This is a genomic window from Dactylosporangium cerinum, from assembly GCF_042653625.1.
Lineage (GTDB): Bacteria > Actinomycetota > Actinomycetes > Mycobacteriales > Micromonosporaceae > Dactylosporangium > Dactylosporangium cerinum.
Genome location: NZ_JBHSIU010000066.1, coordinates 320,384 through 332,998, shown reverse-complemented (window position 1 = coordinate 332,998; position 12,615 = coordinate 320,384). Strand labels below are relative to the sequence as shown.

Annotated in this window: 10 protein-coding genes; 3 read left to right on the top strand and 7 right to left on the bottom strand. The window is 71.2% G+C overall.

Annotated features, from left to right (window positions below; translation table 11 throughout):
• Positions 1-38: 38 nt before the first annotated feature.
• A complete protein-coding gene (locus ACFPIJ_RS43850) occupies positions 39-638 on the bottom strand; it encodes a TetR family transcriptional regulator (RefSeq protein WP_380124924.1) in 600 nt (199 codons plus the stop codon).
• 66 nt (positions 639-704) lie between these two features.
• Here ACFPIJ_RS43850 and ACFPIJ_RS43845 point away from each other — a divergent pair, with 66 nt between their 5' ends.
• The 3 genes from ACFPIJ_RS43845 to ACFPIJ_RS43835 all read left to right on the top strand — a co-directional run bounded on the left by ACFPIJ_RS43845 (position 705) and on the right by ACFPIJ_RS43835 (position 3,595).
• Entirely contained in the window at positions 705-1,652 is a 948-nt protein-coding gene (locus ACFPIJ_RS43845) for an alpha/beta fold hydrolase (RefSeq protein WP_380124922.1), read from the top strand.
• A 307-nt stretch (positions 1,653-1,959) separates the two neighbouring features.
• Complete coding sequence (locus tag ACFPIJ_RS43840) at positions 1,960-2,487, top strand: SigE family RNA polymerase sigma factor (protein ID WP_380124920.1); 528 nt, start codon at positions 1,960-1,962, stop codon at positions 2,485-2,487.
• Positions 2,480-3,595 (top strand): hypothetical protein, encoded by a 1,116-nt coding sequence (locus ACFPIJ_RS43835; protein ID WP_380124918.1) that lies wholly within the window; start codon positions 2,480-2,482, stop codon positions 3,593-3,595. The genes ACFPIJ_RS43840 and ACFPIJ_RS43835 overlap by 8 nt, the downstream gene beginning before the upstream one ends.
• Before the next feature lie 38 nt (positions 3,596-3,633).
• Here the strand turns inward: ACFPIJ_RS43835 and ACFPIJ_RS43830 are convergent, their stop codons facing one another.
• The 6 genes from ACFPIJ_RS43830 to ACFPIJ_RS43805 form a co-directional block, all read right to left on the bottom strand.
• On the bottom strand, positions 3,634-5,970 hold the full coding sequence (locus ACFPIJ_RS43830; RefSeq protein WP_380124916.1) for a transglycosylase domain-containing protein: 2,337 nt from the start codon (positions 5,968-5,970) through the stop codon (positions 3,634-3,636).
• An 80-nt stretch (positions 5,971-6,050) separates the two neighbouring features.
• The gene (locus ACFPIJ_RS43825; protein ID WP_380124914.1) at positions 6,051-7,121 is read right to left on the bottom strand and encodes an NYN domain-containing protein; all 1,071 of its coding nucleotides are present in this window, start codon (positions 7,119-7,121) and stop codon (positions 6,051-6,053) included.
• 52 nt (positions 7,122-7,173) lie between these two features.
• Positions 7,174-7,596 (bottom strand): hypothetical protein, encoded by a 423-nt coding sequence (locus ACFPIJ_RS43820; protein ID WP_380124913.1) that lies wholly within the window; start codon positions 7,594-7,596, stop codon positions 7,174-7,176.
• Positions 7,597-7,684: 88 nt separating this feature from the next.
• A complete protein-coding gene (locus ACFPIJ_RS43815; protein WP_380124911.1) occupies positions 7,685-10,045 on the bottom strand; it encodes an FdhF/YdeP family oxidoreductase in 2,361 nt (786 codons plus the stop codon).
• A complete protein-coding gene (locus tag ACFPIJ_RS43810) occupies positions 10,020-11,273 on the bottom strand; it encodes a cytochrome d ubiquinol oxidase subunit II (protein ID WP_380124909.1) in 1,254 nt (417 codons plus the stop codon). Before ACFPIJ_RS43810 ends, ACFPIJ_RS43815 begins: the two co-directional genes overlap by 26 nt.
• Entirely contained in the window at positions 11,266-12,597 is a 1,332-nt protein-coding gene (locus tag ACFPIJ_RS43805; RefSeq protein ID WP_380124907.1) for a cytochrome ubiquinol oxidase subunit I, read from the bottom strand. Before ACFPIJ_RS43805 ends, ACFPIJ_RS43810 begins: the two co-directional genes overlap by 8 nt.
• Positions 12,598-12,615: the final 18 nt, after the last annotated feature.

Sequence of the window (12,615 nt, the reverse complement as noted above, 5' to 3'; positions counted from 1 at the left end):
CGCCCGCCACAGGTGCGGCCCTTGCAGCGCCGGATGCATCAACGGCGGGACGCGACCGCGCGGATGGCGATCAGGAGGTCCTCGCCGGAGATCGCGTGCTCGGGGTCGACGAGGTGCTGGGCGACCACGCCGGTCAGCAGGACCTGGTAGAACGCGCCGACCTGGCGGGCCAGCTCGGGTTCGGCCGCGGGGTCGATGCCGTCGAACAGTGCGGCCAGGCCGAACTGGGCCTGCTCCTGGGCGTTGCCGCCGGCGCCTTCCGGGGCGTTGCCGAGGAACTTCTCGCGCAGCTCCGGTGAGCGCTCCAGCTGGGTGAGGACCTCGAACTGGGTGGCCCACAGCGGCCGGTTGGTGCCGACGGAGTTGATCACGCGGCGCCAGATCGCGGTGAAGCGGTCCTGCGGGGACAGCGCCTGGTCCTCCTCGCTCGCCAGGGCGTGCTCCAGCTCCTCGCCCCACTGCTCCATGGCCCGCACCAGCGCGACGCTGAGCAGCGCCTCGGTCGTGCCGAAGTGGTAGCCGATGGCGGCCAGGCTGACGCCGGCCGCGGCGGCCACATCCCGTGCCGTCGTCCGCGCGAATCCCTTGGTGAGCAGGCACGTCAACGCGCCGTCAACCAGCTTCTCCCGATTGCCCATGCGCCGATAGTACCGTCTCACACGCCTGTGTTGCACATTTGTGTGACACGTGTGTACCGTGTCGGCATGGACATCAACGAGGGTCGGTACGTGACGGTCGGCGGCGTCGAGCAGTGGGTGCAGATCAAGGGCCGGAACCGGGACAACCCGGTCCTGCTCGTCGTCCACGGCGGGCCCGGCTCGCCCTACTCGCTGTTCACCCCGGTGCTGCGCGAATGGGAGCAGGACTTCACCGTCGTGCACTGGGACCGGCGGGGCTGCGGCAAGACCCTGCGCCGCAACGGCGCCCCACGCCCCGGCGAGCTCACCTTCGAGCGGGCGATCGACGACGGCATCGAGGTCAGCGAGTTTCTGCGCGGCCACCTGGCGACCGAGCGGCTCACCCTGATGGCCGGCTCGATGGGCACCATCATCGGGCTGCCGATGGCGCAGCGCCGGCCCGACCTGTTCAACGCCTACGTCGGCACCGACTTCTACGTCAGCATGCTCGACAACGAGCGCCAGGGCTACCAGGACACCCTGCAACGGCTCCGCGCCGCCGGCGACAAGCGGGGCGTGGCCGCCCTCACCAAGGTCGACCCCGACCCGGCCACCTGGACCGTCAAGGACTGGCTGGTGCGCATGCAGTGGGCCATGGCCAAGGACCCCACCAGCCCCAACGTCGTCATGAAGCTGATCATGCCGCTGCTGCTGAAGAACCCGGACTACTCCCTCATCGACGCGTGGAACTGGCTCAAGGGCTTCGGCGCGGTCCGCGACGCGATGTTCGAGCAATTCATGCAGTTCGACGCGTACGCGCTGGGCACCACCTACGAGATCCCGTTCTTCCTGTTCCAGGGCGCCAGCGACGTGGTCACCCTGACCGGCCCCGCGGTCGAGTACTTCAACCAGGTCCAGGCGCCGCGCAAGTCCCTGGAGCTGATCGACGGCGCCAGCCACTTCTGCGCCTTCACCAACCCGGACCAGTTCCTGGCCGAACTCCGCAAGCACGTCCTGCCGCTGACGGTGGCCTGACCGGGCCGGCCGCCGCCCGCGGATCCGGACCGGCAGGCACCGGCCCGGATCACCCCCGTTGCACGCACCCACGGTCGTCGCCGGGGCCCGCAGCCCGAACCGTAGGGATTGCCGGGGCGCGGCGGAAGAGGTCCGGGTGAACCGGGCCGGCGGGCGGGTTTGCGCTGATGGCGGGCTGGCTGCGGGTTTCACCGGGGTGGCGTGACATCAATCACCTTGCATCGCCAGGACGCGGAGAATCGTTGAAACCCGTGGGTGGGGTCGCGCGTGATACTCGTGCAGCCATTGGGCCGAGAGAGAGGACGCCGTGGTCACGGTGCACGACGATCCGCGCACGGCCGACGACCGTCCACCCCGGCACGTCAGCTTTGCGGCGTTCTACGCCGCGTCGTTCCAGGCGGTCACCATCCAGCTCTTTGCCTACACCAACGATCTTGACGCGGCCCAGGACGTGGCGCAGGAGGCGTTCTACCGGGCGCTGGTGCGGTGGGAGAAGATCTCGGCGTACCAGGACCCGGTGTCGTGGGTCCGGCAGGTCGCCTGGAACCTCGCCACCAGCCGCTGGCGCAAGGCCCGCAGCGCGGCCCGGTTCGCCCGCCGCCACCGTGAGGAGCACGTGCCCGGGCCGGATCCGGACCGGGTCGCGCTCGCCAGGGCGCTGGCCACCCTGCCGCAGCGGCAGCGCCGCATCCTGATCCTCTTCTATCTCGCCGACCTGTCGGTCCGCGACATCGCCGAGCAGGAAGGCATCCCCGAGGGCACCGTCAAGACCTGGCTGCATCGCGGCCGTCTCGCACTCGCCGGACAGCTCGCCGAGGAGCCGCAGGATGTCTGACCTTCGCGACCCACTCATCGACGCGTTCGCGGACTTGCGCGGCGGCGTGGCCCCGCACGTCACCACGCCGGGCCCGGCCGACCTGTACCGCCGGCTGGACACCCGCCACCGGCGCGGGAAGGTCGCCGCCGCGGCGGTCGTCGCGCTCGCCGTGGCCGGCACGTTCGCGGTGCTGCGCGCGGGTCTGGGCGGGGACGACACCTCGGGCGTCGGCACACAGACGGGGAACACCGAGACCTCCCTCGAGCAGTTGGCCGAATCGACGCTCGACCTGCCGGCCTGGCGCGGCGACGCGGCGGCGAACGCCTGCGCGTCGGGCCCGACACGCTTCAGCGGCGGCGCCTACCGCGGCCCGAACGGCACGGTCACCATCCAGCAGGTGACGGACGTCGACGTCGACCACGACGGCGTCAAGGAGGCCGTGATCCATCTCAACTGCACGATCCAGGACGCGGTCGCGTTCCAGGTCGTCGCGGTCCGGCTGGACGGGTCCGGCGCGCTGCGGACCGTCGGCCAGGTCGCCGCCCAGGACGGCGACCTGCGAGCCGTGTGCAGCGTGCAGGCCACGGTGGGCGGCGCGGTGAAGCTGCTGGTCTCCGACGACGCGCGGCCGGACGCCTGCACGAGGCCGCCGTCGAATCAGATCGTCACCCACTGGCGCACCTACACCTGGGACGGCGGAACCTTCCGGCAGACCGCCGGGCCGACCACGTTCCCGCAGTTGCCGACCGGCATCGACCTGGCCGTGCGCGCCTCGGAGCTCACCTTCACCGACCTGGGCGGTGGCCTGCGCCGCGGCACCATGACCGTCACGGTGCGCAACAACAGCATGATCGAGGCACCTGGTTGGTGGGTGTACCTGCCGGTCCCGCGAAACGCCGTGGTCACCGGCGGCTACGGGTGCGTCTACCTGTCCCCCGGCGACACGGCCGCCGCGTTGTGCATCGGCCTGCCGCTCAGGGCCGGCGCCGAACTCGCCCTGACCATCACCATCGACGTCCCCGCGAACGTCGACTGGCCGCAGCGGGTGGTGCAGGTCTGGCCTCCGGACGACTACACGGACTCATCCGTCGGCAACAACGACACCGAATACACCGTGAGCCCGTGAACCCACGAACGGGTGCACGGGCTCACGGCCGCACGGGTTCACGGGCCGGGTGAGACTCCCGTGCCGACCTTCTTGTCACCGGTGGCCTGCTTCGGGGGGAACGCGACAATCGGTGCCTTCAGCGCGGTGAGGGCGTCGCCGAGGAAGTCGCGCCAGATCGTGCCGGGCAGGGTGCCGCCGATGATGGTCTTGCCGCTCTTGTCGACGATCTTCTGTTCCTGCTCCTTGTTGCCGACCCAGACCGCGACCGCCAGGCCGTTCGCCTTGCTGGCGGGGTCGTAGGCGCTGTAGCCGACCATCCAGGCGTGGGCGTTGTCGGCGGAGCCCGACGTCAGCCGCCATGCTCCGGCCGCGCCGGCGACCGGGCGGCCGTCCTTGAGCTTCAGGCCGTAGTGCTGCGGCACGCCCTGCAGGACCGCGTTGAGGTCGTCGGCCATCGGTTCGGTGAAGCCCGGGATGCGCTTCGGGTTGATCACCTCGCCGTAGGTCTTCTTGCCGTTCTCCCACACCTCCTTGAGGAAGTGGGTCTTCGCCGCGACGCCGCGAGCGGCGAAGGTGGCCATGCCGCCGGCCTGGTCCAGGACGGTCACCGGGTACTGACCGATGGCGACCTCGGTGTTGAAGTACTTCGGGAACACGTCGGAGCCCTTGTTGGCGACCAGGTCGATCTTCTTCGACTTGCCGTCCACGTTGGCCCACATCTCGGTGATCCCGGCCGCGCGGGCCGTGTCGATCACCTTGGCCGGGCCGACCTTCTCGGCGAGGCCGAAGAACGGGGTGTTGAGCGACATGGCGGTGGCCTCGTCCAACGTGCACCATTTCGCGGAACCTGAACGGCACGCGGGCGCGGTCGCGCTGTTCTCACCGGCGTTGAGGATCGGGTTCTGGGCGCCGCGGCCGCTGGCCGGGAACTGCTGCGGCGACTCGCCGTTCCAGTACGAGTCGGTCGAGTAGCCGGCCATCAGACCCGCGGCGAGCGCGTAGGGCTGGAAGCTCGCGCCGGCCGGGTGACCGCCGCAGCACGAATCCTCCCCGGTGTGGAGGACCGGGTCGCGGTAGGAGCCGGCGAAGTCGCCGCCGTTGCCGCTGCCGCCGCCGTAGTAGGCCTTCACCGCGCCGGTGCCGGGCTCGACCGCGACGATGGTCGCCTGCAGGTTGCTGGGCTGGCCGTCCATGTTCGACTCGGCGTTCCGGCTCGCCTCGCGGACCGCGATCTGCTGCACGGTTTTGTCGATCGTGGTGACGATCTTCAGCCCGCCGTTGCGGACCCGGTCGAACTGCTTCCTGCCGATCGAGTCCGTCCCCTCGTACAGCAGCACGCCGGTCTTCGGGTCCTTCAGCGCCGCAACCTCGCCGAGCACATGGTGGACGATGAGCCCTTCGGGTTTGTCGAGGCCGGCCTGCACGGTGATCGAGTTGGCACGGGCCTCCGCGGCCGTCAGCACCTTCGTCGGGTACGCCAGCTTCTGGTCGGCGTCCTCCGACCGCACGAAGTTCAGCTTGATCACCGTGCGTTTGATGGCGTCGAAGCGGTCCTGGGCCTGTTTGGCGTCCACCGTCGGGTCGAACGGGCTGCCCTTGCCCTCATTGCCCTCGGGGTTGTCGATCAGCCCGGCCAGGACGATGCCCTCGGCCATCGTCAGGTCCTTCGCGGGTTTGCCGAAGTACGCCTGCGCCGCCGCCTGGATCCCGTATGCGCCCCGGCCGAAGTAGACGATGTTGAGGTACATCGTCATGATCTGGTCCTTGGAGTACGCCTCGTTGAGCTTTGTCGCGATCACCGCCTCGCGGGCCTTGCGCCCGAAGGACGCGCCCTCCAGTTCGGCCCACTGCCGCGCGTACTGCTGGCTGATCGTCGACGCGCCCCGCGTGTCGCCGCCGGTGACCTGGTTCCACAGTGCCCCGGCGGCCTCGGAGTAGTCGACACCGCTGTTGGTGTAGAACGTCTCGTCCTGCGCGGCGACGACGACGTGCTGCACGTCCAGCGGGATCTGGTCGAAGGGCAGCACCGTGCGGTTCGTGTCGCCGATACGTGCCATCGGGGTCGCCCCGTCGGCGTAGTAGATCGTCGTCGCCTGCTTCATGGCGACGTCCTCGGGCAGCGCGACGCTGTCGTAGTAGTACGTGACACCGACCAGGCCGAGCGCGGCGATCAGGACGAGGGCCGCGGCCGACCTGAGGAGGATCTTGCGGCGCCGGCGCTTGCGCGCCCCGGCGGCCGTCGAGTGCGCGAGGTCGGCAGCGGCCGCAGCAGTGACGGCATCGTCGGTGGCCGGCAGGTCGGAGGGCGCCGGACCCGGCTCCTCAGCGGGCTCCCCCGACGCACTGTGAGTGATGTCCTTCGGCGGTGTGCGGTCCTGGTCGCCCTCGTCCATACGCCCTACCTGCCCGTCGCGTCGAGTGATGATCGATCGCGGCAGATCCTACAAAACCGGCAGGCGTCCCACTGCCCCGCTTATACGGTGAGTAAGTAGTCGTCGGCGTCGGCGCTCCACCGCAGGTGCACGGCGCCGCTGGTGGCGGCCGCCTTGCAGAACTGCAGGAAGGTCCGGTAGCCGAGCTTCTTCTCGCTGAAGTCGGGCCGGACCCGGCGCACCTGGGTCTTCAACCCGGACAGTGCCACCCCGGCGTCACCGGTGGTGACGTCCTGCACGACGGATCGCAGCAGCGCGAACGCCGCCTCCTGGTCGCCGTGCTCGGGCAGCGCCACCCCGGGATCGCCCTTGGCGGGGCCGTCGGCCAGTTCGATCACGTTGCGGTCGGCGAGGTGGCGCAGCATCTCCCCGAAGGCGCGGAACCCGTAGTCCGACTCGCTGAACGTCGGGTCCTTGCGCAGCAGGGTCCGCTTCAGCGACGACGCGGTGACCTCGCCGCCGGAGCTGCCCTGCAGGCCGGCGACGGTCTGCGCGACGAGCACGGCGAGGGCGTCGACGTCGCGGACCGGCTGCGGCGCCTCGGGATGCGGCGCCTCCGGCGATGGCGGCGGCGACGCGAGCTGCGGCTCTGCGACGCGAGGCGAGCGGGGCGTGCGGGTGCGGGCGGCGGGGACCTCGACCCCCTCCAGCCGGTCGTAGTACAGGAACTCGTCGCACGCCGGTGGCAGCAGCGCCGACGTCGACTTCTCCACCCCGACGCCGATGACCCGCTTGTTCAGCCCGCGCAGCTTGTGCACCAGCGGCGTGAAGTCGCTGTCACCGGTGCACAGCACGAACGTCGAGATGTACTCGCGTTCGAAGGCCAGCTCCATCGCGTCGACCGCCATCTTGATGTCGGCGGCGTTCTTCCGCGAGGCGCCCATCCGCTGCGGCATCTCGATCAGCTCGACGTGGGACCGGGTCAGCATCCGGCGGTCCTCGTCGAAGTAGGACCAGTCGGCGTAGGCCCGGCGCACCACGACCCTTCCCCGCTCGGCCAGGGCGTCGGCGATCGGCCGGAAGTCGAACGACATGCCGCCGAGATGGTCCCGTGCGCCCAGCGCGAGGTTCTCGTAGTCGAGGAACAGCGCGATACGGTCTTCCTGATCCACGCCGGTCAGCGTACGCCCGGCGACCCGCCGCTGCTTCGCTGCCGGGCGGGCGTCATCTGAGGTCCTGGCCGGGTGCGAAGGCGTCGCCGAGCGTGATGCCGCGGTCGGTGATGGTGTATTGGCGGACGGCCACGTCGTGGCGGCTGGCGCGGGCCTTGAGGATGGTGAGCGCGTCGAGGCCGGTGACGCCGGTCGAGATCCGGGTGTCGTGGAGCTGGTAGGTGCTGCCTTCGCCGGTGTCGGCGAGGCGGGGGAACAGGTCAAGGCCGGCCTGGGACAGGCGGTAGGCGTGCTGCCCGGACAGGAAGCCGCTGCCGCGCAGTTTCAGCACGGTGAGGACCCGCATGCGGCGTTCGGCCATCACATTGGTGCCGAGGCGGATGATGGCGTCGGCGACCGCGAACTCGGGGCTCTCGCCCATCTCGGTGTCGAACTCTTCCAGCACCTGCCGAAAGGCCGCCACACCGGCAGCCACCGTCACCGATCGTAGCCCGCCTGCAGCAGGGCACCGGCCGGCCTGTGCGCGCCACTCTGCCCCGCGCCACGCAGGTCTGCCGGTTGCGTCAGCCGCCGTCAGCCGCTGCCGGGGTGACCTCGACGACGAGGTGCTTGGTCACCGGCTGTTCGCTCTGGGTGCTGACGTCGGCGATCCCGCACAGCACGTTCAGCTCCGGCATGTACCCCGCCGCGCAGCCTGGTGGGATGTCGTAGCGGACGGCGCGATAGCCGTGCACGGCGCGCCGGCTGCCGTCCCTGGAGAAGCTGGTGACGTCGACCAGGTCGAACTCGTCGAGGCCGCGCTCACGCATGTCGGCGTCGTTCATGAAGATGACGGTGCGGAGTCCCTTGAGGCCGCGGTACCGGTCGTCGTTGGAGTAGATCGTGGTGTTGAACTGGTCGTGGGAGCGGATCGTGGTGAGCAGCAGCCGCCCGTCGCCCGGGTCGGTGTCGTCCGGCAGCGCCGCGGACGAGAACTCGGCGCGCGCCGTCGGGGTCAGGAACACCCGGTCGCGGGCCGGTTGGACGATGCGGAAGCCGTGCGGGTGGCGGGCACGGCGGTTGAAGTCCTCGAAGCCGTCCAGGACGCGGGCCATCGTGTCGCGGATGCGGTCGTAGTCGGCCGCGTAGTCCTGCCAGGGGGTCGCGCTGTCCGGCAGGGTGGCCCGGGCCAGGCCGGCCAGGATGGCGGGTTCGGAGCGCAGGTGTGGTGAGGCGGGGTCCTTCATGCCGTAGGAGATGTGCACCATCGCCATGGAGTCCTCGACGGTGACGCCCTGCTCACCGCTGGCCTGGATATCCCGTTCGGTGCGGCCCAGGCACGGCAGGATGAGCGCCCGGCGGCCGTGGACGAGGTGGCTGCGATTGAGTTTGGTGCTCACCTGCACGGTCAGGTCGCAGTTGCGCAGCGCCTCGGCGGTGTACTGCAGGTCGGGGCTGGCGAGGGCGAAGTTGCCGCCGAGCGCGACGAAGACCCGGATGTCGCCGCGGTGCATCGCCTGGATCGTCTCGACGGTGCCGAGTCCGTGCTCGCGTGGCGGCCGGATCCCGCAGACCTCGGCGAGCCGGTCGAGGAACTGCGCGTCCGGCCGGTGGTTGATGCCGCAGGTGCGGTTGCCCTGGACGTTGCTGTGCCCGCGGACCGGGCACGGGCCGGCGCCCTCGCGGCCGATGTTGCCGCGCAACAGCAGCAGGTTGACGATCTCACGGACGGTGTCGACGCCGTGCTCGTGCTGGGTGAGGCCGAGGCACCAGGCGATGATCACGCGCTCGGAGTGCAGGTAGGAGTCCGCGAGCCGGCGGATGTCGGCCTCGGCGACGCCCGAGCCCTGGACCAGGTCGGGCCAGGGGGTGGCGGCGACGAGCTCGCGGTACCCGTCGAATCCGTGGGTGTGGCGGTCGATGAACTCCCGGTCGAGGACGCCGGGCTCGCCGTCGGCGGCCTCGAGCACGGCCTTGGCGACGCCGCGCAGCAGCGCCATGTCGCCGCCGATGCGGACCTGCACGGTCATCGTGCCGATCCGGGTGGTGCGGAAGGTGGCCATGTCGGCGAACTCGTGCGGGACGATCGTGCGCCGGGAGGCCGCCTCGCGCAGCGGGTTGATGTGCACGAGCTGCGCGCCGCGCCGGTCAGCCTCGGCCAGCCAGGTGAGCATCCGCGGCGCGTTCGAGGCGGCGTTGTCGCCCATCACCCAGATCGCGTCGGCGGCCTCCCAGTCGTGCAGGTCGACGGTGCCCTTGCCGGTGCCGAGCGCGGCCGTCAGCGCGCGGCCGGTGGCCTCGTGGCACATGTTCGAGCAGTCCGGCTGGTTGTTCGTGCCGAACTCACGCGTCCACAGCTGGTAGAGGAACGTCGCCTCGTTGCTGAGCCGACCGGACGTGTAGAACGCCGCCTGGTCGGGGCTGGGCAGCGCCCGCAGCGTGTCCCCGACGAGGGTGAACGCGTCGTTCCAGGTGATCGGCTGATACGTGTCGCTGGCCGGGTCGTACTGCAGCGGCTCGGCGAGCCGCCCCACGGCCTCGAGGTCGTGGTCGCTCCACTGCGCCAGTTCGCGCACCGGGTGCGCGGCGAAGAAGGCGGCGCCGGCCTTCGCCCGGGTGAGCTCCCAGGTGACGTGTTTGACGCCGTTCTCGCAGATGTCCAGGTGCAGCCCGTTCGGGTCGTCGGGCCAGGCACAGCCGGGGCAGTCGAAGCCACCGTCCTCCTGGTTCATCACGAAGAGCGCGCGGACACCCTCCGGCGGCTCCCCGGCACGTTCGAGCACCTCGCCCACGCTGCGGGCGGCACCCCACCCGGCCGCCGGGTGGTGGTACTCGTGGCGCGAGTAGCCGCCGTTGCGCACCGGGCCGCGGCCGAGCGCCGGTTCGCCCGGCACCGCGCCCATCATCAGTTGCTCCGCGTCATGGTTCTCGTCGGAGTGCGGCACGGCCGTTGCTCCTCTCCTCGTCGATGTCGATGGTTGCCAGGCCGAACGTGGCGACGGCGCAGACGATCAGGCAGCCGACGCCGAGGACCAGGGGCCAGCCGGAGCCGACCACGCTGGTCAGCACCACACCCGCGAGCAGCGCCGCCGCCGCGACAACGGCCAGTGCCGTCCGGTGCCGGGGCTCGTGGCCGGTCGCCGGCCGGATGCCGGCCGCCGCGCTGGGCCCGGCGACCGGGTCCAGGCGGCCCCGCAGGAACAGGTGGAACAGCAGGAGCAGCGACGGCACCAGGACCACCGCGCCGGCGACGACGGCGACGATGACGGCGAGCAGCGTGGCCCGGCCGGCGGCGGCCTCCTCGACGGTCAGCCCGGGCAGGATGCTCGGTCGTTGCGCCGACGCCCAGCCGGCCAGGACGGCCGCCACGGCGAGCGCCGCCGTGGCCCGGGACGGGCCGAATCGGTGCCGCCAGACCAGCACCAGGGTCGCCAGTCCGGCGGCGGCGGAGATGCCGGCCATCACCGCACCCCAGCCGCCGGTGAGGCCGTCGTACAGGGCCGGGGCGTCGACGCGCACGACGAGTAGGCCGGCGAGGGCGAGGGCGCCGGCGACCACGCCGGAGCCGAGGGCGCGGGCCCGGAAGTCGAGCTCCAGGGCCCGCTCGCCGAGCCGGTGCGCGTCGGCGGCGAGGTAGACCGCGGCGAGGTGGGCGCCAGTGGCCACGCCCAGCACGCCGATGACGACCGAGGTCGGGTTGAGCCAGCTCGTGACGAGGTCGCCGGCCGCGTTGCCGACGGGGACGCGGCCCGAGGCGATGCCGCCGACGGTGGCGCCCAGCGCGAACGGCGTCAGGATCGAGGAGAACGCAAACAGGGACTCGACCAGGTGCCGGCCACGGGCCCCGCCGACCTGGCCGCGCAGCGCGTAGGAGACCCCGCGCAGGATGATCCCGACGGCGGCGATGAACAGCGGCGCGGCGAGCGTCGAGGCGATCGAGCCGAACGCGACCGGATACGCGGTCCAGCACACGGCGAGCACGAAGATCAGCCACACGTGGTTGGCCTCCCACACCGGCCCCATGGCGTGCCGGGCGTGGTCGCGGGTCACGGCTGGGGCGGCCCGGCCGGGGCGGGCCAGCAGCATCCACAGGCCGGCGCCGAAGTCCGCACCGGCCAGCACCGTGTAGGCGGCGAGCCCGGCGAGGATGAACACCATCGGGACCTCAGCCATCGTCGTGCGCTTCTGCCGGCAGCTCGACGGGTGTGCGGCTGAACTTGCGCAGCAGCCACCCGACCGCGGCGGCAAGCCCGAGGTACACGACCACGAGCGTGCCGTACCCGACGGGGATCCCGGACGCGCCGGTGACCGCGTCGGTGGTGCGCATGACCTCGTACACGACCCAGGGCTGGCGACCCACCTCGGTGGTGACCCAGCCGGCGAGCAGCGCCACGACCGACAGCGGCCCGGCCGCCACCGCAGCCCGGTAGAACCAGCGGGACCGGGGCAGCCGCCGGTGCCGCAGCCGCACGTACAGGAACAGCAGGCCGAGCAGCGCCAGCAGCGTGCCGATGCCGACCATCGTCTGGAACGCGAACCGGACCACGTTGACCGGCGGGATGTCGTCCGCGCCGACCGCGTTCAGGCCGACGACGGTGCCGTTGGGGTTGTGCAGCGCCAGCAGCGACAGCAGCCGCGGGATCTCGATGCCGTAGACCACCTCGTGCCCGTTGTACCAGCCACCGAGGTGCTCGGGCGCGCCGCGCGTGGTCCGGCCCAGCCCCTCCAGCGCGGCCAGCTTCACCGGCTGGTGCTCCGCGACCTCGCGGGCGGCCCAGTCGCCGACGATCACCTGCAGCGGCGCGGCGACCGCCGCGGTCGACATCGCCACGGTCAGCGCCGTGCGCTCGTAGCGGCCCCGGCGGCCCCGCAGCACGGCCCAGGCGTATGGGGTGGCCACCGCGAACCCGGCGACGATGTACCCGGCGAAGTACATGTGCACGAACTCGTGCCAGAAGTAGGTGTTGCCGAACAGCGCGGCCCACGGGTCGGCGTCGACGACGACGCCGTCGCGCATCGTGAAACCGGTGGGGTGGTTCATCCAGCCGTTGACCGCGATGACGAACAGCGAGCCGGTCACCCCGGCCACGACCACCGGCACGCCGCACAGCAGGTGCAGCCGTGGCGGCAGCCGGTCCCACCCGTACACGTAGATCCCGATGAAGATCGCCTCGGTGAAGAACGAGAAGCCCTCCAGGGTGAACCCGAGGCCGAACACCGCACCGAACCTGGCCATGAACTCCGGCCACAGCAGCCCCAGCTCGAAACTCAGGATCGTGCCGGTCACCACGCCGACGGCGAACAGCGCCAGCATCACCTTCGACCAGCGCCGCGCCAGCGTGGCGAGCACGGGATCGCCGGTGCGCAGCGACCGCCACTCGCAGAACAGCACCATCGACGGGAACGCGATGCCGAAACAGACCAGCGGGATGTGCACGGCGAAGGACAGCGCCTGCATCTGCCGCGCCTGCCACAGATAGTCCGGATCGACCGGCACCCACCACCCCCGGCGGTC

Coding starts and splice junctions, on each gene's coding strand:
- ACFPIJ_RS43850 (WP_380124924.1), bottom strand. CDS start 638: ATGGGCAATCGGGAGAAGCTGGTTGACGGCGCGTTGACGTGCCTGCTC.
- ACFPIJ_RS43845 (WP_380124922.1), top strand. CDS start 705: ATGGACATCAACGAGGGTCGGTACGTGACGGTCGGCGGCGTCGAGCAG.
- ACFPIJ_RS43835 (WP_380124918.1), top strand. CDS start 2,480: ATGTCTGACCTTCGCGACCCACTCATCGACGCGTTCGCGGACTTGCGC.
- ACFPIJ_RS43830 (WP_380124916.1), bottom strand. CDS start 5,970: ATGGACGAGGGCGACCAGGACCGCACACCGCCGAAGGACATCACTCAC.
- ACFPIJ_RS43810 (WP_380124909.1), bottom strand. CDS start 11,273: ATGGCTGAGGTCCCGATGGTGTTCATCCTCGCCGGGCTCGCCGCCTAC.